The sequence below is a fragment of the Pseudomonas allii genome (genome assembly GCF_055380095.1).
Genome location: NZ_AP039450.1, coordinates 1867410 through 1889481 on the forward strand (window position 1 = coordinate 1867410; position 22072 = coordinate 1889481).

Consider the following 22072-nt stretch of genomic DNA (forward strand, 5'->3'; position numbering starts at 1 on the left):
AGCGCTCTGTTTCTGACCCCACCGCCTCGTTTTTCGCGAGGGCGTTGGCCAGTATTCTTTCCGGAGAGCGGATGATCCGACCCTCGGCGTTGCTTATGTTGTGCCTGACGATGCTGCTGCCCATGGCGGCGGTTGCGCGTCTGGACGGGCCGCTGGAAGTGACCAAGCCCGGCAAGGTGCGTGATTTGGCGGAGATTCGTTCAAGCCGCACGTTGCGCGTATTGGTCAACCAGAGCCGTAACAGCTCCGGTGAGGTGCAAGGCCAGGCCATCGGTGTTGAATACCATCGCCTGCGCGCCTTCGAGCAGTACCTCAATGGTCATGCGCGTGATGGCCAGGAAATCAACCTCAAGATCATTCCCAAGGCCAAGGACCAGTTGCTCGGCGCGTTGGCTCGTGGCGAAGGTGATCTGGTGGCGCCCGGTGAACTGCTTGATGTAAAGGCGGCGCACAAGATCAGCACCAGCGACCCGATTGCCAGCGATGTGCCGTTGTGGCTGGTGGGGGTTAAGGGCGAGCGGCGGTTTACCAAGTTGGAACAATTGTCCGGCCGCACCCTGGCGTTGACCACCGGTAGCGCCGCGGCGGATGCCATCAACCAGGTCAATCAAAAACTCGCGCTGCACAAGCAGCCGCCGGTGAAAGTGGAGTGGGTGGACCCGACCCTGGCCGTGGAGGATGTGCTGGAGATGGTCCAGGCCGGTATTTTCCACCTGACCATTGTCGAAAAGCCGATTGCCGAGCGCTGGTCGAAGATCCTGCCCAAGTTGCGTTTCGATAAGCAGGTGGCGATCAGCGAGCCGGGCGACGAATACTGGTTTGTGCGCCAGGATGCCTCGATGCTGCGGGCCAGCATTGATCGATTCCTCAAGACCTATCGAACCCCGTCCGATCAGGATGTGGCATTCCAGCGTATCTACCGTCGCCTTTACCAAGTGCGCAACCCATTGGCTCGCGTCGACCGACAGCGCCTGGAAAAACTGCGCCCGGTCTTGCAGAAACACGCCCGCGAGCAGGGCATGGACTGGTTGAACCTCGCCGCACTGGCCTTCAAGGAATCGGCGCTTGACCCTGGCGCGCGCAACAGCGGCGGCCCTACCGGCTTGATGCAGATCACGCCATCGGCGGCGCAACGCGTGGGGGTCAACAACATCGAAAGTCTCGACAGCAACGTGCAGGCCGGCGCGCGGTACCTGGCAATGATCCGTCGCAAGTTCTTCGCCAGCCCCAAGCTCAACGAGCGCGAGCGCATGGCCTTTGTGCTGGCGGCTTACAACATGGGGCCGGAGCGGGTGCAGGGCATGCGTACTGAAGCCAAGCGGCGGGGGCTCAACCCCAACCAGTGGTTTTTCCAGGTTGAACGCATTGCCATGGAGCAGGTAGGGATGGGCGGCGTCAGCTATGTTAATAGCGTCAACAAGTACTTCTTGGCGTTCGATCGGGAGCGGGAGTCCCTGGAGCCACCAGCGCCGAAAATCGCCTCACGGAAGTAATCGATTTTATCGATATTAATCAGGCATTTTTTCGGCTTTTATCATTGCCTTAACTGATTAATATAGCGGCCAACCAACCCTACTTTGAAAAGGATCTGCACCATGAGCCCACTGATCAACCGCATTCTCTCCACTCGCGCCGGTTACGGCCTGACTATCCTGCGCATCGTGGTTGGCATCATCTTCGCCGCCCACGGCTCGCAAAAACTCTTTGGCTGGTTCGGCGGCTATGGCCTGGCGGGCACTGCCCAGTGGATGGAAAGCATTGGTCTGGCACCGGGTACGTTGATGGCGCTGCTGTCGGGCGGTACCGAGTTCTTTGCCGGCCTGGCGCTGATCATTGGCCTGCTGGTTCGCCCTGCGGCATTGGGCCTGACCATCCTGTCGCTGGTGGCGATCTTCTCGGTGCACATCCATAACGGCCTGTTCATGGCCAACAACGGTTATGAGTTCGCCCTGGCCTTGCTCGGCGGCTCCCTGGCGGTACTGCTGGAAGGTGCTGGCAAACTGTCCGCAGACCGCGCCATCGCCCACTGATTACGCTGCAACACCTTGAATCGGCCCGCCCTGTGCGGGCCTTTTCGTTGCTCAGGATTCTTGACACCGCCCCACCGGCTTCTCTAGGATGCCGCTCATGCGCCGATTTAAACAGCTAATTGCGGGGCGCCATGAGTGATCGTTATCGGTCCCGACAGGAGCGTGTTTCATGCTTCGAAATTCCGCTAAAGCGCTGGTTCGGTGTTGCCTCTCACCTGCCCGCAGACTTTTGAGGCAGAGACACGACACGATGAATGCACTACGCCCCCTGATACGCCTGGCCCCGATCACCGCGGACCTCACTCAACGCAACCCGAAAATTCTTCTTGGCGGCAAGCACCAGCCGACGCTATTGCGTTACCTGGACGGTTGGCCGCGTCGCACTGGCCGACCGTCAGCGTTCCTGATCCAGTTTGTTGAAGATGGCGATTCACTTGCGCGTTTTGCCAGCAACAGCTTTGACCTTGCGGTTATCCAGGCCCCAAGCGCCAACAATGCCACCGAGGTCATCCGCCAATTAACCCGTATTGCACGACAGGGGCTGATAGCCCGTCGCTGAACATTCAGTGAATCATGCCGCTGGCTTGCAACCGGCGTCGGCGCTCTCCAAGAAAGACCATCCAGGCGATCAGGCATAACGTCAGCGGCATGGCAAAGATCGCTACCAGCGTTATCGCCAACTCCAGATGACGCACTTGGGCGTAGGCTTCGCGCTGCAGGGTATGCAGCTCCATGGGTAGGCGCAGACGTTCCTTGTTGAGTGCTTGCAGCTGGGTATTGGTCTCCACTGCCTGGGTGCCGAGGGTGGTTGTCCATGGGCTCAGCCGTTGCCATTCCTGCTCTGTTCGTTGCAAGCGTCGCTCCAGTTCGCTGGCTTTCGAACGATACGTCTGTCTTGCGACCTCACGCATACCCTCCAGCACCGTCGGCGGCATTTCCTGCGTTGCCCTGGGGCGAATCGCGACGAGCATGTCGGGGGCGGATAGGTTATCCAGCGTATTCAGAATAAACAGCGCGTTGCCATCGGGCGCTGCGTCGCTGACCTTATCGGTAAGCATGTCCGTATCAGCGATGACCACGACATGAATCTGCGCGGCTGTCTGCAACCCGGGTGGCAGGCCCTTGATACCATCGGGAAAGACTGAATAGCTCGGCCCTTCGATGCGTGCAGCAATGACATGGCGCCGCTCCCGGCTCGAAGCCTCTTCAATCAAGGAATCGGATGTGGTTGCGCGAGTGGATTGGTTGGCATCCAACAGCACGGATTGCTCGGAACTTTGCAGGATCGGGATGAAGGTTGTGCGGCTTTTGTTCAACTGCACGAGCGCTCCACTGCTCGATACGGTCACCCTATTGAGGTTCCAGGTGCTGATGTCGTTCAGATTCATCGCCTGTCGTGGCAAGTTCAGCCTGACTCGATTGGGCATATCTGGCGTCTCCCAGGGCGTGTAGAGAGCGTCGACCACCAGCTTGTCCGTCGGCATCTGGATACCCCAGGCGGCAAGCACCTCGTCCAGTCGGCTATTGGCTGGGAGTGCGTTTGAGCGTTGTTCGCTCAAAGGGTCGATGAACATCATCAATCTACCGCCCCTCAAGACAAATTGCTCAATGCCATACAAGGTACGTTCCGGCAACATCCGTGGCTGTACAACCATCAGGGTTTTGATGTGTTCGGGGATTAGAGCGGCATTCGGCTCCAGCGCGACCAGTTCGAATTCTCGCCGCACCGCCTGCAGGAGCCGACCTGCGGATTCGTCCATCGCCAGCCCCGACAGCAGCCCAACAACCGGTCGCTCCGGGTGCTGCAACTTGTAGAGCAGGTGGCTTATTTCATATTCGAGCAACGGCTCGCGTTCGAGGCTGAAAGAACCGATACGGCGCACGCCATGACCGGGGCTCGTGCTGATGAGACCGAGAAACCCTGTGTGCTCGTCGAGCCCTGACAGCCGTGCCTTATAGGCGTCTTCCGAATAGGGAGCGGGTTCAATCACGTGCAGGTTGATCATGCCCCGAGCCTTTTTTTCGTACTGCTTGAGCAGGTCCTCAATACGTTTGCCATAGCGTTTCACGGCGTAGCTTCGTTTCGGGTCGTTATTTGAATTGAAGTAATACACGTCCACCGGGCTTTCCAGCGTTGCGAGCAGTGGGTATACGGGGGGCGATAAAGTGTGGATTTTTTGTTGAGAAAGGTCCCACCGTACTTCAGGAAGTTTACCTATCCACACCAGGTTGAAAGCCAGGAAAAGCAGAAAGGTGACGCACAGCGTCATACCGGTGCGCAGAGTGGACTGCATTAAGGGTTTCCCTTCTCATCTGTGTTTGTAGTTGAGTGTGACTGTCGTTGCGGTGAGAAAGGCGAGGATCATGCTAATAAAATAAAGTGTGTCGCGCAGTGTGAGTTTTCCATCATCGATACTGCTGAAGCGCCAAGTGGGGCTGAGGGATGCCAGGCTGTCGATCACCCATATAGGGGTTTGGTGTTCAAGTGAGTCTAATACATAAGAAAGGCCACTGGCTGTCAGTAACAACCCCAGCGTCAATACGAAAATGACAGTGCGCTGATGCACCAGTGCGCAAATAAAACAGCCTGCGGATAAGTAACTGCCTGCCAGCAGCCAACTCGCCAAAAATTGCGAGGCAATGACACCGTTGTCGGCGTTACCCAGATAGTTCGCAATGATCACCAGGGGAAACATTAGAAACAGGGCGGTGCTGGCCACCAGCCAGGCGGCGAGGAATTTTCCGACAACCCATTCGAACGTTGTGATGGGCAGGGTTTTCATCAAGCTGAAAAAACCTGCGTTGGTTTCATCGGACCAGAGTTGAGTGGTCAGGGCGGGGATCAGCAATAAGTACAGCGAAGGGTGGAACCGGAAAAATACCTGTAAGTCACTGCCGTTTTGTTCCCGCCACGGACTTACGTACAACCCTAATGTCACTGAGAGTATGAGGAAGATGGCAATGTTGAGGTAAGTGCCGGGGGAGTGCGCATAGCTGGTGAGTTGACGCCTCAGAATGATGGGCAATAGTCTCAATGGGACGCCTCTTTGGTCAGATGGTGAACCACATCATTCAGGCGACCTGGCTCCAGGTTCAGTGAGTTGATTTTCCAGCGCCGGCTGGCAATCAGCGTGTTGATATGGGGATAGATGGTGTGTCCGGGCATGGCGAGAACCGTCACTGTGCCGGGCGCGTTTCGATGCTCTTCAATGCCTGCCACACCTGGCAGGACAGCCAGTGCCAACAGGTCCAGTGGCGTCTCGGCGGTAAGGGTGACTGCCTGGAAGTGACGCGAGTCGCGCTGTAGATCGGGCAGTGGCGTATCGGCCACCAGGCGACCGTTGGCAATGACCAGGGCGCGTGTGCACAGTTCGGACAACTCTTCGCAGTGACGCGAGGCAATGATGACCGTCATTTCTTGCGTCAATGATTGGATAAGCGCCTTGAATGCGTGTTTCTGATCCTGCGCGAGTCCTTCGGTGGGTTCGTCCAGCAGTAACAGGGCAGGGCCATGCAGGATGGCCTGAGCAATTGCGACTTTGCGTTTCCAGGCGATGGAAAGGAGATCGAGGGGGGCATCGAGTACCGGGAACAACTCCAGTCGTGCAACGGACTGTTCCAGGCGGTCACGTTTTTCGGTACCGCGAAAGCCACGAATGGCAGCAATGAAATCGAGGAACGCTTTGACGGACATCGTCGGATGACCGAGGTCGTTGGACAGTTGATAGCCGACCAGTTGCCTTGCTTCGAGCGGGTGGGTTTGTGTGTCGAAGCCGTGAATTTTTATATGACCGCTGGACGGCTGTGTCGAACCGGCAATCACATCGAGCAGTACTGTTTTGGCCGTGTGATCTTGTCCGAACAACCCGAGGCATTCTTGTCGACCAGCACTGAATGAAAAGTCGCTGACAATCGTATTGTTACCCATGTGTTTTGTCAGATTGCTTATTTCGATCATTGTTTTACCGAATAAGTTTGGTATGACGTAGGGAAGCTGAAAAAAGGGTACGGGTTACTCTCGCTTTTGGGAACGTCGGTCAGCATTAATAAGAGAAGTCCTACGTGCAGGGCGGGCAGACCACTGAAACAATGTGTCGTGTCTTGGAGTGTCTAATTTTTGAATGTTTATGTGTTGTTTATATAAACTTTCTTTCCAAATAATGAGGCCTGATTGCATGATGCTGCTACGTACCCTTGTTCTTGAACGAAATGGTCAAGATGCTCCGGTTAACGGTGCGCTGCTCTGTGGGTTTGCTGTCGGTCAGACGGCCTCAAACTTTCTTGTGTACAGCCTGGATGAAGAGATAGAGCCTGGAAGTTCCAGGGTCTATATCGCGGCCTTGCGTAAGAAACTTGACCGGTATTTTCTGGGGGGCGTTGAATCCAAGGAAGACCTGCAGGTGGCATTGCATGTTTTCAAGCAAATACTGACATTAGCCGCTTCGGGCGTTAAACCCGGTGGTGTTACCGAAACCCAGGTGCCTTATCATTTTGTCGATTTGAAAGGTTGCAAGTTGCCACCTGCCAGGCCTGAGGATCATCACTCGGTGATCATCAAGAAAGCGCTGGTGATGAAAGTGATCACCCTGGGCATGTCTGCGCCGACGTTGCCAGTGATCGAAAGTGCTTCAGTGATTGTGCCGTCCATTCGTTTTTCGTCACAGATGATTTCCCCTCCCAGGGTGGCGAGCCCCTCCGAGTCACTCCGCTTACCGTCGCATGAGCAACCGCTTGAGGAACCCCGACAGGTGCCCTCGGGCGCGCCGGTGGACATGGCACAGGCCCCACCTGCTATCTCGCGTGAACCCGATGCTCCGGTGCCAACGAAACTCCCGCCTTCAGATGATCACAGTACATTGTTCGAAGTAGACAGCACGCTGACCAACCTTGCCCGTGTCGCTCAAGAGTTGACGCAGCAAAAACTCGCTGCAATCGAGCGGGAGACTGCACTGGAGCAGTGGCAGGCACGACTGCAACAGGAACAAAACCAACTGGATGAGAAGGTTCGAGAGTTGGAGCAGCGCACCACTCAACTGCATGATCAGTCGCTTGCGGTCAGCCAGAGGACCGAAGCCTTGAAGGTGATGACGTCACAGCTGTCGGGCTTGCGGCAAAGCCTGCGGGGCATGTTGCTGGAGCTGGATCGCACGCTGGACAGCTAGACCGGCCTGGCTACTTTCACGGGTTCATTTATCATCAACGCCAGCCAGCCGAAGCCAGGGCGTGAAACCCAGGCGTATCGGCACCTATGGACATTGCCTGGGGATGCAAGCGTTTGAGTACCAAGCTGATTACCAAAGAAGGCCATGAAGCGCTGAAAAAGGAGCTGGATTACCTCTGGCGCGAAAAGCGCCCGGACACCACGCGCAAAGTGACATGGGCGGCTTCGCTGGGGGACCGCAGCGAAAACGCCGACTACCAGTACAACAAGAAACTGTTGCGTGAGATTGATCGTCGCGTGCGCTACCTGCGCAAACGCCTGGAAGATATGCGCGTGGTGGAGTACATGCCCGAGCAAGAGGGCAAGGTATTTTTCGGCGCCTGGGTGGATATCGAAAATGAGCAGGGTGAAACCAAGCGTTTTCGTATTGTCGGCTATGACGAGATTTATGACCGGATGGACTACATCTCCATCGATTCGCCCATGGCCCGTGCGCTATTGCGCAAGGAGGTGGATGACGAGGCTATCGTGCAGACGCCAAGCGGTGACGTGTGCTGGTGGATCACCGGGATCGAATATGTGAAGTGAGCAAAATGGGCCCGTATTCTGTAAGGAATGCGAGCCCATCGCGTTTCAACCTTCGCGCAACACCGTCAGCGGGCTGGCATTCAGCGCGCGGCGGGTGCCGAACACACCGGCACCGCCGATCAGCACGGCACCGATCACTGGTAGCAGCAACAGCCACGGGTGAGGGTGCCAGGCCAGGTCAAATGCGTAGCGGTACAGCACGAACGTCACCAGCTCCGTGCCCAGCGCCGCCAGCAACCCACTGACGGCACCCAGCAAACCGAACTCGATACGCCTGGCCTTGACCAGCAGCTTGCGTTCGGCGCCCAGTGCGCGCAACAGCGCGCCCTGGCGGATACGTTCGTCCAGAGTGGCTTGCAGGCCGGAGAACAACACCGCCATCCCCGCCGCCAGCACAAACAGCAGTACATACTCCACTGCGAGAGTCACTTGGGCGAGAATGCTGCGCAACTGCTCCAGCAGCGCCTCGACTTGCAGGATGGTCACTGCCGGGAACGCGCGGGACAGATCGACGATCTGCTGGTCATGCCCGGGCGCCAGATAGAAGCTGGTCAGGTAGGTGGCCGGCAGGTCCTTCAAGGTTCCCGGTTGGAAAATCATGAAGAAGTTGGGCTGGAAGTTATCCCAGTTGATCGTGCGCAGGCTGGTGACCCGCACTTCTCGATTCTCTCCGCCCACGGTGAATACCAAGTGGTCGTCGAGCTTGAGCTTGAGGCTCTCCGCTACCTTGGCTTCTACCGAGACACCCGGGATTTCATCGGTAGGTTGCGCCGACCACCACGAGCCCGCCGTCAGGGCGTTGCCTGGTGGCAGGTCGGCGGCCCAGGTCAGGCTCAGGTCGCGTTGCACCGCACGGTCGCCGCTGGAGTCCTTGCTGACGATTTCCTGTACCGGTTCGCCATTGATACTGATCAGGCGCCCCGGCACCACCGGGTACAGCGGTGCGGATTGCGCCTGCAGTTCCAGCAGACGGGTGCCAAAGGCATCCTTGTCGGTCGGCAGGATGTTCAAGGCGAAATAGTTCGGTGCATCCTTGGGCAGCTGGTTTTGCCAGGTGTCGAGTAGCTCGCCGCGCAACAGTGCGATCAAACCCATGGACAGCAGGATCAAGCCAAACGCCAGGGATTGACCGGCCGCCGCCAGAGGGTGGCGCAGCAACTGGCCCAGGCCCAGGCGCCAAGGCAGGGAGGCACGGGCCAGCAGGCGGCGCAGGCTTTGCAGCAACAGCAGGAGCAGGCCGCCGAGTACCAGCGCAGCCACCACTCCGCCACCGAGCAGGGTGAAGGTCAGCACCAGGTCGAGGCTCAGGCGCCACATGATCAGGCCCAAGGCGAACAGTGCCGCGCCGTAGACCATCCAGGTGCTGGAAGGGATCGGCAGCAGGTCACGGCGCAACACCCGCAGCGGTGGCACTCGACCCAATGCGGCCAACGGCGGCAGGGCGAAACCGGCGAGGGCGACCAACCCGGTGCCGATCCCGGCAACCGCCGGTAGCAGCCCGCCGGGTGGTACGTCCGCCGGCAACAGGTCGTGGAGAAAGTAGAACAGGCCAAACTGCGCCAGCCAACCGAGCAGGGCGCCGACCAGGCTGGCGAAAAGCCCCAGGACGCTCAGTTGCAGGCTGAACAGCAACATGGCTTCACGTCGTGACAAGCCCAGGCAGCGCAGCAATGCACTGGCGTCAAAACGTCGAGTGGCGAAGCGATTGGCCGACAACGCCACCGCCACACCCGCCAGCAACACGGCGACCAGGCTGGCCATGTTCAGGTAGCGTTCTGCCTTGCCCAGGGCGCCGCCGATCTGCTGGTTGCCGTCCCGTGAATCCTGCAGGCGCTGGTTGGCGGCGAGCCCCGGCTTGATCAGGTCGCGATAGGTCTGCAACACGGTGCTGCCCTGCGGCCCGCGCCACAGTTCGCGGTAGCTGACGCGGCTGCCGGGCTGCACCACACCGGTGGCGTCAAGGTCCGCCAGGTTGATCATCACCCTGGGCGTGAGGCTGTAGAAGTTGCCGGCGCGGTCCGGCTCATAGGTGAGCACGCGGGCCAGGCGCAGGGTCTTCATGCCCACATCGATGCTGTCGCCGACCTTGAGGTCCAGCGCCGTCAGCAGCCGCGCTTCCACCCACGCTTCACCGGGTTTCGGGCCACCCCCTGGGGTTTCATCGCCAAAAGGCGCGGCTGCGCTTTTCAGTTCGCCGCGCAACGGGTACTGCCCGTTGACCGCCTTGATGCTGGAAAGCTGGATGCCGTTATCGGTGGCGATGACGCTGGAGAACTCCACGACGCGGGCGTGATCCAGGCCCAGTTCGGTGCCGGACCGGATTTGCTCGGGGCGGGCTGGCGAACTGCCTTCAAGCACCAGGTCGGCGCCGAGGAATTCGGTGGCGCGCAGTAGCATGGCGCCGTTGAGGCGTGCACCGAAGTAACCGATGGCTGTGCTGGCGGCGACTGCCACCAACAGGGCGAAGAACAACACGCGCAATTCACCGGCGCGGGCATCGCGCATTAATTGGCGCATGGCCAGGCTGAACAGGCGCAACAGCGGCAAACGTGCCATCAAGGCTCCAGGGGCGCGACCATCAGGCCGGCTTCAAGGCGGATCAGGCGTCGGCAACGGTGGGCCAGGCGCTCGTCGTGGGTGACCAGCACCAGGGTCGTGCCGCTCTCCTTGTTGAGTTCGAACAGCAGGTCGCTGATGCGCTCGCCAGTGTGGCTGTCGAGGTTGCCGGTGGGTTCATCGGCAAACAGCACGTCCGGTTCGGCGGCAAAGGCGCGGGCAATCGCCACCCGTTGCTGTTCGCCACCGGAGAGTTGGCGTGGGGAGTGGGTCAGGCGTTGGCCCAGGCCTACTCGCTCCAGCAGGTGCCTGGCGCGTTCGCGGGCGTCTTTGCGGCCGTCCAGTTCCAGCGGCAGCATGACGTTTTCCAGGGCGTTGAGGCTGTCGAGCAGTTGGAAGGATTGGAATACAAAACCCACATGCTCGGCACGGATGCGTGCGCGCTGGTCTTCATCGAGGGTACTGAGGGCTTGCCCGGCGAGGGTGACTTCGCCGCTGCTGGGCAGGTCGAGGCCGGCCAGCAGGCCGAGGAGGGTGGATTTGCCGGAACCGGAGCTTCCGACGATAGCCAGGCTATCGCCCTTGTTCAGTTCCAGGCTCAGTTCGTGCAGGATAGTCAGTTCACCTTCCGCGCTGGGAACCACTTTGCTAAGGTTCCGCGCGGTGAGAATGCTTGCGCCCATGGAGAATCCGATGCGAATGTGGTTTTTGAGTGCTGGCCTGGCCTTGATGTGCATGGCCCAGAACGCAGCGGCGGGTACAGTCCTGATCGTTGGCGATAGTATCAGTGCCGGTTTCGGCCTGGATACCAGCAAAGGGTGGGTGGCCCTGCTCCAGCAACGGCTCAAGCAGGAAGGTTTCGACGATAAAGTGGTCAATGCCTCCATCAGTGGCGACACCAGTGCCGGAGGCCTGGCGCGGCTGCCGGCGGCGCTTGCAGAGCACAAGCCGGATGTGGTGGTGATTGAGTTGGGGGGCAATGATGGCCTGCGCGGGCAACCGCCTGCGCAATTGCAACAAAATCTTGCATCAATGATTGACCAGTCCAAGGCCGGTGGCGCCAAGGTGTTGTTGTTGGGGATGCAGTTGCCCCCCAATTATGGCCCGCGATACACCACCGCGTTTGCTGAAGTCTATGGCGTGCTGGCCAAGCAAAAAGATGTCCCGCTGGTGCCGTTTTTCCTCGATGGCGTGGGCGGTCACCCTGAGCTGATGCAGGCCGATCAGCTTCACCCGGCAGTCGGTGCCCAGGGCAAGTTGCTGGAAAATGTCTGGCCGACGCTAAAACCGCTGCTATGACGCTTTTCTACCGGCAGGCTTTCGGCTAAGGTGGCGCCCCCCCGATTTGGAGCCCCTGATGTCGCGTCCTGCCTGGTCCCTGTTTAACTACCAACTGATCGAGCCGGACGAGCAGCTGGATCTGTTCGCCTGCCAGGAAGTGCGGGTGCATCTGGTGGCGCGTCAACTGGAACTGGGCGGCTCTATCGACCGCACGCTGTGCGGCACGTTATTGCCGGCGCAACCGCGTTGGTCGCGGGTCGATCGTTCGATTTTCCAGGACCAGCGCCTGTGCCCGCTGTGCCGTGCCATCCTGGAGTCGCAGAAGCGCGGCACGCCGCCGATCTGGCCGGAGCTGCGTTTCGAGTTGTAGGGGGCAGCTAGAAGCGCGCTTCACGTATACAATCGATGTTTACCTACCCGTCGTCTGCGAAGGATTTACCGGATGTTGTCGCGCCTTTCCGTCGTCACCTGCTGCCTGTCTCTCGCTGCACTCTGTGCGGCTGGTTCTGCGTCAGCTTTGCAGTTGCCCTTGCCTCCACCGGGTGAAGACATCGTCGGCCAGGTCCAGGTGATCAAGGCCAAGTACGAAGACACCTTCGCCGACCTGGGCACCACCTATGACTTGGGCTACTCGGAGATGGTCGCGGCCAACCCGGGTGTGGATGCCTGGTTGCCGGGCGCGGGTACCGAGATCGTATTGCCCACGCGTTTCATCCTGCCGCCGGGGCCGCGCGAGGGTATCGTGATCAACCTGGCGGAATACCGGCTCTATTACTACCCCAAGGGCCAGAACGTGGTTTACACCTTCCCGTTGGGGATCGGCCGTGAAGGCTGGGGCTCGCCGATTGCCCATACCAGCATCATTGCCAAGACACCCAACCCGACCTGGACCCCACCGGCCTCGATCAAGGCCGAGCACGCCGCCAATGGCGACCCGCTGCCCAACGTGGTGCCGGCCGGCCCGGACAACCCGTTGGGCCCGTTCAAGTTCACCCTGGGCACGCCGGGTTACCTGATCCACGGTTCCAACATGAAATTTGGTATCGGCACGCGTACAAGTCACGGCTGCTTCCGCATGTTCAACAACAATGTGCTAGAGATGGCCGGCATGGTGCCGGTGGGGACATCGGTGCGCATCATCAACGATGCCTACAAGTTCGGCAGCAGCGGCGGCAAGGTGTACCTTGAGGCGCATACGCCGTTGAATGATGACGGTACGCCGTCGGTGGTCGACAAGCACACTGCGGTGATCAACGCCTTGCTCAAGCGCGAAGACCTGGCCAACAACCTGCGGGTCAACTGGGACCAGGTGCGTGACGTGGTCGCGGCGGAAGATGGTTTGCCGACGGAAATCGGTGTGCCCGGCGCAGCTTCGATCGCAGCCAGCGCGCCGATCGATCTGCAGCAATAAGAGGCTGGATCAAAAGCCCGCCGAGGCCTTTCGCCACGGCGGGCTTTTTATTGCCCGTGATTCAGGCGCAAACCCCAGGCAATAAAAAAGCCGACCCATAAATGGATCGGCTTGATAACAACCCCGAGGGATTATTACTTGCGGCTAGCTTTTTCAAGCATACGCAGAGCGCGCTCGTTAGCTTCGTCAGCAGTCTGTTGTGCTTTTTGAGCAGCAGCCAGAGCTTCATCAGCTTTACGGTAGGCTTCGTCTGCACGGGCCTGGGAGCGAGCTGCTGCGTCTTCAGTTGCAGTCAGACGAGCTTCGGTTTCTTTGGAGACGCTGCTGCAACCGGTAGCCAGAACTGCGGCCAGAGCCAGAGCAGAGAATTTCAGAACGTTGTTCATCGTGTTCCCCTTCAAGGACTTTCTATTAGGTGGCTAGTTTCTCAGAGTGAGCTAATAGCCGGCGTACATACTACCCATTACTTGTAGTAAGTAAACTGACGTAGCGCAAGAAGCAAAAAAAATTCTCGTGCCGAATCTATTTTGGCTAATCTTTTGGAGGTTTGTATAAAAAGCGTCCAGTTTTTTTCAATCAGGCGTACATCGGACCCAGGCTGAAAGGGCCGGCCCGCATGTGTTAAGCCCTGTAAACAGATGAAATTTTATATATCCACGCTGACACTTACGTTCAGCATGGCTTCGCGTTGCCCGGTATCTTTTGCGCATGTAGAGGTGACTTTAAGAGCGCCTGTTCGTCTCAAGGTTCAACTGCCGGCAATGTTCAGGCTTTCGATCATCGGTAGATCGAAGCCCTTTCTATATCCACCCGTGGCAGGGGATGACGAGTGCGCCTTGAGCAATTGCAGGATTGGTGCCTACTATTCCCTACGTGCAGGTGTGAGCGCTCAGGGTTTTCTCGTTGTCGAAACCGGCACGGGGTGGCGTAGATGTTCCTTCGCCGGAAAAACATCGGTAAGGTAGGGGTCAGAAACCAAGACCCGCGAGGAGTAGTGATGAGCGAGGCGTTGTCCATCCACCATGACCAGGCTGGTCATCAGTTCGAGACCAATGTGGACGGTCATCGTGCCTATCTGACCTATATGGACCTCGGCAAACAGACCCTGGATATCTATCGGACCTTCGTGCCCAACGCACTGCGGGGCCGTGGTATCGCGGCGGCACTGACCGAGGAAGCCTTGAAGTTTGCCGAAGAGGCGGGCTACACGGTGATCCCGTCCTGCTCCTATGTCGAACGCTACATGGAGCGCCACCAGCGCCATGCCGCGAAGTTGTAAGGCACAAACAGCAGCATGAAAAACGCCGGGCTCAGCCCGGCGTTTTTGTGTGCGCTCTATACAGACTCAGGTGCGTTTGCGCTTAGGCAGCACGTCCTTGAGCTTTGCGTGCATGCTGCGCAGGGTATTTTCGGTGGCGGCCCAGTCAATGCACGCATCGGTGATCGACACGCCGTACTGCAAGTCGGCCAGATCTTTTGGAATCGCTTGGCAACCCCAGTTCAGGTGGCTTTCGACCATCAGCCCGATGATCGACTGGTTGCCTTCGAGAATCTGGTTGGCGACGTTTTCCATCACCAGTGGCTGCAGGGCCGGGTCCTTGTTGGAGTTGGCGTGGCTGCAGTCGACCATGATGTTCGGCTTGATCTTGGCCTTGTTCAATGCCTGCTCGCACAGCGCAACGCTGACCGAGTCGTAGTTGGGCTTGCCGTTGCCGCCGCGCAGTACCACGTGGCCGTAGGCATTGCCCTTGGTGGTGACGATGGATACGCCACCTTCCTGGTTGATACCCAGGAAACGGTGCGGGCTGGAAACCGATTGCAGCGCGTTGATCGCCACCGTCAGGCCGCCGTCGGTGCCGTTCTTGAAACCCACGGCCGAGGACAGGCCGGACGCCATTTCACGGTGCGTCTGGGATTCAGTGGTGCGTGCGCCGATGGCCGACCAGCTGATAAGGTCCTGCAGGTACTGCGGGGAGATCGGGTCCAGGGCTTCGGTGGCGGTGGGCAGACCCATCTCGGCCAGGTCCAGCAGCAACTTGCGACCAATGTGCAGGCCGTCCTGGATCTTGAACGAGTCGTCCAGGTACGGGTCGTTGATCAAGCCTTTCCAGCCGACCGTGGTGCGCGGTTTTTCGAAATAGACGCGCATCACCAGGTACAGGGTGTCGGACACTTCCGCCGCCAACACCTTGAGGCGCTCGGCGTACTCGTGGGCAGCCTTGAGATCGTGGATCGAGCAAGGCCCGATGACGACGAACAGGCGGTGGTCGGTGCCATCGAGAATGTCACGGATGACTTCGCGGCCCTTGGTGACGGTCTGCAGGGCAGCGTCGCTCAAAGGGATTTCGCGCTTGAGCTGATCGGGTGTGATCAGGGTCTCGTTGGATTCAACGTTTAGGTCATTGATCGGTAAATCAGCCATCGTGTTACTCGTCAGGGTCACGGGTGCCGGCCGCCAGCCATCCCCGTGCGGCGGAGCACAGCATGATTTGAATGCAGGGGGGAGGAACCTTAGCGCGTAACACCGGCCCGCGACAATGGGCAAAGCCCGCTTTAATCCAGTGCTGGCGCCACAAAGGCCTCATGGGAGAACTCGCTGGCATGACGCGATACCCACTCACGGGCCAGGGCTTCGAGTTGCTGGGGTGTCGGCTCGGTGTCTTCGTGCTGGCGGCAGTAGCGCTCTATCCGGCATGCTTGCTCACCCATGCGGGCACCGAATAACGCATGTTCATCGGTAAACGAGACACCGACGCGGTAGCCGTTTTCCACCTTGCGGCACCACGCCACATAGCCTGGATAACGTGCGCTGGCACCCAGGGAGGGGATGTGCAGATCAACCGCCGTGCCTTCGCGCCAGGCGCGTGGCCAATGGCAGGCGATGCCGCCCAGGCCGATAGTGTGCAGGCGTTGGCGGGGTATGGCGGGAGAGGGACGTTGGATTAACTCGACAGCGACATCATCAGGGTGAGGTAAAAAACGACCCATGTACACGGACTCCGAGCACCGTCCAATTGACGGCGGTGGCAGCAGTATAGTGAAGGAACTGGAATTGACCGACCTGGATATTGACCAGCAATTGCTGGGATTGCCAGGTATTTCTCTACTCATCTTTACCAGCGCAGGGTGTTCCAGTTGCCGCTGGGCACGCCAGCAAGTGCCGGGCTGGCCGTTACCGGTGGACCGGCTGTGCTGGGTGGACGCCGGGCACAACGGTGGTGCGGTCGAACGCTACCAGATCTTTCATTTGCCGGCGCTGTTCGTGGTGTGCGAGGGTCAATTCCTCGGGCAGTTACAGACACGTCTTACGCGTGACGACGTTTTCGATGCCGTAAAACAGGCACTCACCCGCCCACCTGAGGATTTGCCATGACAGCAGTTACACCCCAGCCACCGCGCATTGGCATCATCGGCACCGGTGCCATCGGTGGTTTCTACGGTTTGATGCTGGCGCGTGCCGGTTTTGATGTGCACTTTCTGTTGCGCAGTGAATACGCGGCGGTCAGCGAGCACGGCCTGCACTTGAACAGCACTGTGTACGGCGTATTGCATCTGCATCCCGTGCAGGCTTATGCCCGCGCTGCAGATATGCCGCCATGCGACTGGCTGCTGGTGGGCACCAAGTCGACCGGCAACGTCGAATTGGCCCCGACCCTCGCCCAGGTGGCGGCGCCGGATGCCAAGGTGGTGTTGCTGCAAAACGGCCTCGATGTGGAAGACAGCCTGCGTGAACACTTGCCGGCGTCTCTGCACTTGCTGGGTGGCCTGTGTTATATCGGCGTGCACCGTTCTGGTCCGGGCGTTATCGAGCACCAGGCGTTGGGGCGGGTCAACCTGGGGTATCACAGTGGCACGGCGGCCAATGATGACGCCCTCCAGAAGGCGATTGTTGAAGCGGGCGCCGCGTTGTTTCACCAGGCCGGTATCGAGTCCCAGGCCATGGCCAATGTGCATCTGGCACGCTGGCACAAGCTGGTGTGGAACGTGCCCTACAACGGCCTGTCCGTGTTATTGGGCGCGGGGACCACAGCAATGATGGCAGACGAATCCAGCCGCGAACTGATCCAGGCGCTGATGGCCGAAGTGGTGCAGGGCGCCCACGCCTGCGGTCATGATATTCCCCAAAGCTACGCCGAGCAGATGTTCACCATGACCGAAACCATGGACGACTACCTGCCGAGCATGTACCACGACCACGTGCACAAACGCCCGCTGGAACTGGCGGCGATCTACGCCCGCCCACTTGCTGCGGCCAGGGCTGCCGGCTGTGAGCTGCCACGGATGCAGGCGCTGTATCAGGCCTTGAGTTTTATTGATCGGCGTAACCGCTGAGCAGGGGGACACACCATGGCAAAGGGATTGGGCGACAAACTGGTGCTGGCGATTTCGTCGCGGGCACTGTTCGACCTCAGCGACAGCCACAAGATCTACCTCGCCCAAGGCGTCGAGGCGTACCGCAAGTACCAGATCGAGCACGAGGAGGAAATCCTCGAACCCGGCGATGCGTTCCCGCTGGTCGAGAAACTGCTGAGCCTGAACGCCAGCCTGGGCCGTGCGCGGGTTGAAGTGGTACTGGTGTCGCGTAACAGCGCTGACACCGGCTTGCGCGTGTTCAATTCGATCCAGCATTACGGCCTGGATATTTCCCGCGCTGCTTTCGTAGGCGGGCGTAGTCCTTATCCTTATTTGGCGGCATTTGGCTGCCATCTGTTTCTTTCAACCCATGCCGAGGATGTGCGCAGTGCCCTCGATGCAGGGTTCGCGGCGGCGACAATTCTGTCGGGCGGCCCGAACCGCGCTTCCAGCGAAGAACTGCGCATTGCCTTCGACGGCGACGCTGTGCTGTTTTCCGATGAGTCCGAGCGTGTGTACCAGGCCGGTGGCCTGGCCGCGTTCCAGGCCAATGAGCGGGAGGCGGCGCGCCAACCGTTGCACGGCGGCCCTTTCAAGGGTTTTCTGGCGGCACTCAACTTGTTGCAGCGCGAGTTTCCCGATGAGGCCTGCCCGATCCGCACCGCCTTGGTCACCGCGCGTTCGGCGCCGTCCCATGAGCGGGTGATTCGCACCTTGCGTGAGTGGGATATCCGCCTGGATGAGTCGCTGTTCCTCGGCGGCCTGGAAAAATCCGCGTTCCTGGAAGCGTTTGCCGCCGATGTGTTTTTTGATGACCAGGCCGGGCATTGCGAGAAAGCCATGGAATTTGTCGCCACCGGGCATGTGCCCCATGGCATCAGTAATGAGGTGAAGATCTAGGGCGCTGCTAAGCTGATTTCATCTCCGCCATCCTGGCAGTCCAGGAGGTTCTATGATCCGTTCGATGCTGTACGCCACGGACCTCGGTCTGTATGCGCCTTATGTGATGCAACATGCGCTGGCGCTGGCCCGAACGTTCAAGGCGGACCTGTATGTGATTCATGTGGTCGAGCCCATCGGCCTGTTCGCCGAATCGGTGTTGCAGAGCTACCTTGATGAGAAGGCCCTGAGTGAATGGCAAAGCCAGGGGCTGACCACGGTCATGGCGACGATCGAACAGCGGGTGCTGGACAGTTTTCGCGAGGAGTTGGAGGACGGGGAGCAAGACCTGAAGTTGATTCGCTCGGTACGGGTGATCCAGGGGGATCCCTGCGAGGTGATACTCGACCAACTGCGCAAACTTTCCGTGGATCTGTTGATCGTAGGAAGTCACAGCCATGCAACCGCGGCGGCCACACCGTTGGGTCGCACCGCTGCACGGGTGCTGCAGCTGTCTACGGTGCCGGTCTACCTGGTGCCTTCGTTGCAACGTCGACGCAGTGATGACGTGTGATGGATGAAAACGATAAAAAGTTCTAGATTTATCCATCAAACCTTTAATATAGTTATATACCGTCGCTGATACCCGTGGCGTCTATCTGCTTTGAGGGACACATATGAAGCTTCAACAACTGCGCTACATCTGGGAAGTGGCGCACCACGACCTCAACGTTTCCGCTACCGCTCAAAGCCTTTACACCTCGCAACCCGGTATCAGCAAGCAGATCCGCCTGCTCGAAGACGAGTTGGGCGTCGAAGTGTTCGCGCGCAGCGGCAAGCACCTCACCCGTGTCACCCCGGCCGGTGAGCGCATCATCACCACCGCCGGCGAGATCCTGCGCAAAGTCGAAAGTATCAAGCAGATCGCCCAGGAATTCTCCAATGAGAAGAAAGGCACCCTGTCCATCGCCACCACCCACACCCAGGCGCGTTATGCGTTGCCGCCGGTGATCCGCGATTTTATCAAGCAGTACCCGGACGTGGCCCTGCACATGCACCAGGGTTCGCCGATGCAGATCGCCGAAATGGCCGCTGACGGCACCGTCGATTTCGCCATTGCCACCGAGGCCCTGGAGCTGTTCGGCGACCTGGTGATGATGCCGTGCTACCGCTGGAACCGTTGTGTGGTTGTACCGCAAGGTCACCCCTTGGCCAAGCTGCCGAAGCTGACCCTGGAAGCCCTGGCCGAATACCCGATCGTGACCTACGTGTTCGGTTTCACCGGCCGTTCCAAGCTCGACGAAGCCTTCAGTCATCGTGGCCTTACGCCGAAAGTGGTGTTCACTGCCGCCGACGCCGACGTGATCAAGACTTATGTTCGCCTGGGTCTGGGCGTGGGCATCGTCGCCAAGATGGCGGTCGACACGGCCCTCGACAAAGACCTGGTGGTGCTCGATGCCAGCGAGCTGTTCGAGTCCAGCGTGACCAAGATCGGCTTCCGTCGTGGCACCTTCCTGCGTGGCTTCATGTGCGATTTCATCGAGAAGTTTGCGCCGCACCTGACCCGCGAAGTCATGGCCAAGGCGATCCAGTGCCACAACAAGCAGGAACTGGAAGAACTGTTCGACGGCGTTGAATTACCTGTCCATTAAGTCAGCAGTTTATTTGGCCTCGGTAACCGTAAAATGTTGCCGGGCGCCTGCCACCAGAATCTCCACCTCATCGCCTTCGAACTTGCCCAGCAGGCTTTTGCCCAGTGGCGAGCGCGGGGTGATGACGGTCACCGGTTGTCCAACCACGTCCACCTTCAACCCGGCCGCATCCGGTGCCAGGAACAGCCATTGCTGGCGACCGTTCTCGTCTTCCAGGCCCAGCAGGGCGCCGACTTCTATGCCGCGCTGATCATCGTAAGCCCGTAATGGCAGGTTCTGGCACAGCGCCAGCGCCTGCTTGATCTCCTCGACGCGTTTGGCTTGCCCGGCCGCCAGGTAGGATGCCTCCAGCCCCAGGGTGTCGTATTTGTTTTCAGCGATGTTTTCTTCGTGCGTCGCGGTTTCGTAGGCGGTCTGCGCGGCGCGCTGGGCGATGTCGAGGTCGACGCCTAGCTTTTCCAGGATCAGCAGGTGGACGGCGTGTTTATTCATGGTCATCAATCGCAGAATTGCAGGACATTGGCCCGGGTCTTTTCGTTGGGGGCGTTCTGGTCCTGTTGCAGCCAGAACTGGCATTTGGGGTTGGACAGGTTGCGCGCGTTGTTGCGCGCCTGGTCCAGGCTCTGTTGCTGCTCCTGTTTCTGCAGGTTCTGCTGATACTGCTCGAACATGCGATTCGGCGGTTCAGGCGCCGCCACAGCAGGCTTGCCCAATTGCTGCACCGCCTGGGCCACTGGCGCCAGGCTCTGCGGGAACAGGTAGCGCGACGCCAGCCAGGTGGTCAGCACGATGGCGATAAACCCCAGCCATACGCCAAACGCGATAGCGGCACTGAGCTTGAACAGCGACAACGGACGATCAGACATGAGGCCCTCCTGGCAGGCATTGACGGCGTGGCGGCGATTGTCGCACAGCCACAGTGCAGAATAATCGCGATCAAGCCTTCTGCATCCGTGCATTTATGCGGACAATCGAACCTTTGAGCGTTGGAGCCCGGAATGAAAGCCCGCTGGGATATTTTTTGCAGCGTCGTCGACAACTTCGGCGACATCGGCGTGACCTGGCGCCTGGCCCGGCAACTGGTGGCGGAGCATGCCTGTGATGTGCGCTTGTGGGTCGACGACCTGCGTGCATTTGAACGCATGTGCCCCGAGATTGATGTGCAGCTCGGTCAACAATGGCAGGAAGGCGTCGAAGTGCGTCATTGGCCGGCCGAGTGGGTGGGCGCGCCCGCGGCGGATGTGGTGATCGCCGCGTTTGCTTGCCAGTTGCCGCCTGAATATATGGAGGCCATGGCCGAGCGCGAACGCACGCCGGTGTGGATGAACCTGGATTACCTCAGCGCCGAGGAATGGGTAGTGGGTTGTCACCGGCTGCCGTCGGTGAAGTTCAAGGGTGTGCAGAAGTACTTCTTCTTCCCCGGATTCCGGCCCGGCACCGGCGGCCTTTTGCGTGAGGCCGGGTTGCTGGAACAGCGTCGGGCTTTTCAGCAGGATGTGAACGTGCAACAAGACTTCCTGCAAACCTTGGGGGTGTTTCCCACAGCCGGTGCGCGGCTGATTTCACTGTTTGCCTACGAAAATGCCGGGCTCGCCAGTTGGCTGGAGGTGTTATCGACGGACGGGCGAGCCACTCATCTATTGGTGCCGGAGGGGCGTATTCTTGGCGATGTGCAGCGTTGGTTGGGCCTGGAGCGGCTGGTGGCGGGGGATATCCAGCAGCGGGGATCGCTGACGGTGCAGGTGATTGCGTTCGTGCGCCAGGAGCAATACGACCGCCTGCTGTGGTGCTGTGACTTCAATGCCGTACGCGGTGAAGACTCGTTCGTGCGCGCCCAGTGGGCCGGGCGACCGCTGCTGTGGCATATCTATCGACAGGACGAAGATATTCACCTCGACAAACTCGATGCCTTCCTGGAGCTGTACACCGCAGGCTTATCACCCTCGGCAAGGGCGGCGCTGATCGGGCTCTGGCAAGCCTGGAACACGGAGGGCGATATGGTCCAGCCGTGGAAAATGCTGCTGGAACATTGGCCGGAGGTCAGCCAGCACGCCGAAACGTGGTGTCTGGAACAGGGCTTGCGGGCCGATCTTGCGACGGCGCTGGTGAAGTTTTATGAAAGTTGGATATGATACGCCACCTTGAATTTTGTAAATCCCAT

General features: G+C 59.3%; 25 protein-coding genes. 15 read left to right on the forward strand and 10 right to left on the reverse strand.

The genetic code is table 11. From position 1 onward, the window contains the following. Positions 1-71: 71 nt before the first annotated feature. The 3 genes from ACZ445_RS08450 to ACZ445_RS08460 all read left to right on the forward strand — a co-directional run bounded on the left by ACZ445_RS08450 (position 72) and on the right by ACZ445_RS08460 (position 2589). Positions 72-1493: an MltF family protein gene (locus ACZ445_RS08450; protein ID WP_058427986.1), complete on the forward strand. Its 1422-nt coding sequence runs from the start codon at positions 72-74 to the stop codon at positions 1491-1493. Between the two features lie 102 nt (positions 1494-1595). Next, positions 1596-2030, forward strand: coding sequence for a DoxX family protein (locus tag ACZ445_RS08455; RefSeq protein ID WP_058427985.1), 435 nt, complete (start codon positions 1596-1598; stop codon positions 2028-2030). A gap of 250 nt (positions 2031-2280) precedes the next feature. Beyond that, complete coding sequence (locus ACZ445_RS08460) at positions 2281-2589, forward strand: hypothetical protein (protein WP_058427984.1); 309 nt, start codon at positions 2281-2283, stop codon at positions 2587-2589. Between the two features lie 4 nt (positions 2590-2593). On the opposite strand, the gene ACZ445_RS08465 is transcribed toward ACZ445_RS08460, so the two are convergent. The 3 genes from ACZ445_RS08465 to ACZ445_RS08475 are packed head-to-tail and all read right to left on the reverse strand — an operon-like array spanning position 2594 to position 5988. Continuing rightward, positions 2594-4324 (reverse strand): Gldg family protein, encoded by a 1731-nt coding sequence (locus ACZ445_RS08465; protein WP_058427983.1) that lies wholly within the window; start codon positions 4322-4324, stop codon positions 2594-2596. Between the two features lie 15 nt (positions 4325-4339). Continuing rightward, positions 4340-5065 (reverse strand): ABC transporter permease, encoded by a 726-nt coding sequence (locus ACZ445_RS08470; protein WP_058427982.1) that lies wholly within the window; start codon positions 5063-5065, stop codon positions 4340-4342. Then, positions 5062-5988 (reverse strand): ABC transporter ATP-binding protein, encoded by a 927-nt coding sequence (locus ACZ445_RS08475; RefSeq protein WP_179028939.1) that lies wholly within the window; start codon positions 5986-5988, stop codon positions 5062-5064. Before ACZ445_RS08475 ends, ACZ445_RS08470 begins: the two co-directional genes overlap by 4 nt. 217 nt (positions 5989-6205) lie before the next feature. On the opposite strand from ACZ445_RS08475, the gene ACZ445_RS08480 reads away from it, so the two are divergent. Both ACZ445_RS08480 and greB read left to right on the forward strand, forming a co-directional pair. Further along, the gene (locus tag ACZ445_RS08480; RefSeq protein ID WP_179028938.1) at positions 6206-7192 is read left to right on the forward strand and encodes a hypothetical protein; all 987 of its coding nucleotides are present in this window, start codon (positions 6206-6208) and stop codon (positions 7190-7192) included. Between the two features lie 113 nt (positions 7193-7305). Beyond that, positions 7306-7779, forward strand: coding sequence for a transcription elongation factor GreB (gene greB, locus ACZ445_RS08485; RefSeq protein WP_058427998.1), 474 nt, complete (start codon positions 7306-7308; stop codon positions 7777-7779). Between the two features lie 45 nt (positions 7780-7824). Here the strand turns inward: greB and ACZ445_RS08490 are convergent, their stop codons facing one another. Both ACZ445_RS08490 and ACZ445_RS08495 read right to left on the reverse strand, forming a co-directional pair. Next, a complete protein-coding gene (locus ACZ445_RS08490) occupies positions 7825-10335 on the reverse strand; it encodes an ABC transporter permease (protein WP_058427979.1) in 2511 nt (836 codons plus the stop codon). Next, a complete protein-coding gene (locus ACZ445_RS08495; RefSeq protein WP_005786391.1) occupies positions 10335-11018 on the reverse strand; it encodes an ABC transporter ATP-binding protein in 684 nt (227 codons plus the stop codon). Before ACZ445_RS08495 ends, ACZ445_RS08490 begins: the two co-directional genes overlap by 1 nt. A 10-nt stretch (positions 11019-11028) precedes the next feature. Between ACZ445_RS08495 and ACZ445_RS08500 the strand changes: the two genes are divergently transcribed. From ACZ445_RS08500 to ACZ445_RS08510, 3 genes are all read left to right on the forward strand, one after another. Further along, the gene (locus tag ACZ445_RS08500) at positions 11029-11634 is read left to right on the forward strand and encodes an arylesterase (RefSeq protein ID WP_058427978.1); all 606 of its coding nucleotides are present in this window, start codon (positions 11029-11031) and stop codon (positions 11632-11634) included. 58 nt (positions 11635-11692) lie between these two features. After that, a complete protein-coding gene (locus ACZ445_RS08505; protein ID WP_010211879.1) occupies positions 11693-11986 on the forward strand; it encodes a hypothetical protein in 294 nt (97 codons plus the stop codon). 72 nt (positions 11987-12058) lie between these two features. Next, complete coding sequence (locus ACZ445_RS08510; RefSeq protein ID WP_058427977.1) at positions 12059-13027, forward strand: L,D-transpeptidase family protein; 969 nt, start codon at positions 12059-12061, stop codon at positions 13025-13027. Positions 13028-13161: 134 nt separating this feature from the next. Here ACZ445_RS08510 and oprI read toward each other — a convergent pair whose 3' ends face one another. Next, positions 13162-13413, reverse strand: coding sequence for an outer membrane lipoprotei OprI (gene oprI, locus ACZ445_RS08515; RefSeq protein ID WP_003172710.1), 252 nt, complete (start codon positions 13411-13413; stop codon positions 13162-13164). 611 nt (positions 13414-14024) lie between these two features. Here oprI and ACZ445_RS08520 point away from each other — a divergent pair. Further along, positions 14025-14306: a GNAT family N-acetyltransferase gene (locus tag ACZ445_RS08520; RefSeq protein ID WP_003189869.1), complete on the forward strand. Its 282-nt coding sequence runs from the start codon at positions 14025-14027 to the stop codon at positions 14304-14306. A 66-nt stretch (positions 14307-14372) separates the two neighbouring features. Here ACZ445_RS08520 and ACZ445_RS08525 read toward each other — a convergent pair whose 3' ends face one another. Together ACZ445_RS08525 and ACZ445_RS08530 are read right to left on the reverse strand one after the other, a co-directional pair. Next, positions 14373-15449 (reverse strand): 3-deoxy-7-phosphoheptulonate synthase, encoded by a 1077-nt coding sequence (locus tag ACZ445_RS08525; RefSeq protein WP_058427976.1) that lies wholly within the window; start codon positions 15447-15449, stop codon positions 14373-14375. 131 nt (positions 15450-15580) lie between these two features. Further along, positions 15581-16015, reverse strand: a complete 435-nt coding sequence (locus ACZ445_RS08530) for a PilZ domain-containing protein (protein WP_058427975.1) — start codon at positions 16013-16015, stop codon at positions 15581-15583. Here ACZ445_RS08530 and ACZ445_RS08535 point away from each other — a divergent pair. The 5 genes from ACZ445_RS08535 (at position 16014) to cysB (ending at position 19911) form a co-directional block, all read left to right on the forward strand. Further along, the gene (locus tag ACZ445_RS08535) at positions 16014-16400 is read left to right on the forward strand and encodes a YbbN family protein (protein WP_464708209.1); all 387 of its coding nucleotides are present in this window, start codon (positions 16014-16016) and stop codon (positions 16398-16400) included. The two genes, ACZ445_RS08530 and ACZ445_RS08535, sit on opposite strands and share 2 nt — an antisense overlap. Further along, positions 16397-17359: a putative 2-dehydropantoate 2-reductase gene (locus ACZ445_RS08540; RefSeq protein WP_058427973.1), complete on the forward strand. Its 963-nt coding sequence runs from the start codon at positions 16397-16399 to the stop codon at positions 17357-17359. Before ACZ445_RS08535 ends, ACZ445_RS08540 begins: the two co-directional genes overlap by 4 nt. A gap of 15 nt (positions 17360-17374) precedes the next feature. Beyond that, entirely contained in the window at positions 17375-18280 is a 906-nt protein-coding gene (locus ACZ445_RS08545) for a 5'-nucleotidase (protein WP_058427972.1), read from the forward strand. A gap of 52 nt (positions 18281-18332) precedes the next feature. Then, positions 18333-18833, forward strand: a complete 501-nt coding sequence (locus ACZ445_RS08550; protein ID WP_071488527.1) for a universal stress protein — start codon at positions 18333-18335, stop codon at positions 18831-18833. A 103-nt stretch (positions 18834-18936) separates the two neighbouring features. Beyond that, positions 18937-19911: an HTH-type transcriptional regulator CysB gene (gene cysB / locus ACZ445_RS08555; RefSeq protein ID WP_012722988.1), complete on the forward strand. Its 975-nt coding sequence runs from the start codon at positions 18937-18939 to the stop codon at positions 19909-19911. Between the two features lie 9 nt (positions 19912-19920). Here cysB and ACZ445_RS08560 read toward each other — a convergent pair whose 3' ends face one another. Together ACZ445_RS08560 and ACZ445_RS08565 are read right to left on the reverse strand one after the other, a co-directional pair. Then, positions 19921-20403, reverse strand: a complete 483-nt coding sequence (locus ACZ445_RS08560) for a GreA/GreB family elongation factor (RefSeq protein ID WP_058427997.1) — start codon at positions 20401-20403, stop codon at positions 19921-19923. Between the two features lie 5 nt (positions 20404-20408). Then, positions 20409-20777 (reverse strand): hypothetical protein, encoded by a 369-nt coding sequence (locus ACZ445_RS08565; protein ID WP_058427970.1) that lies wholly within the window; start codon positions 20775-20777, stop codon positions 20409-20411. Between the two features lie 132 nt (positions 20778-20909). On the opposite strand from ACZ445_RS08565, the gene earP reads away from it, so the two are divergent. Further along, on the forward strand, positions 20910-22043 hold the full coding sequence (gene earP, locus ACZ445_RS08570) for an elongation factor P maturation arginine rhamnosyltransferase EarP (RefSeq protein ID WP_058427969.1): 1134 nt from the start codon (positions 20910-20912) through the stop codon (positions 22041-22043). The last annotated feature ends 29 nt before the right edge of the window (positions 22044-22072 follow it).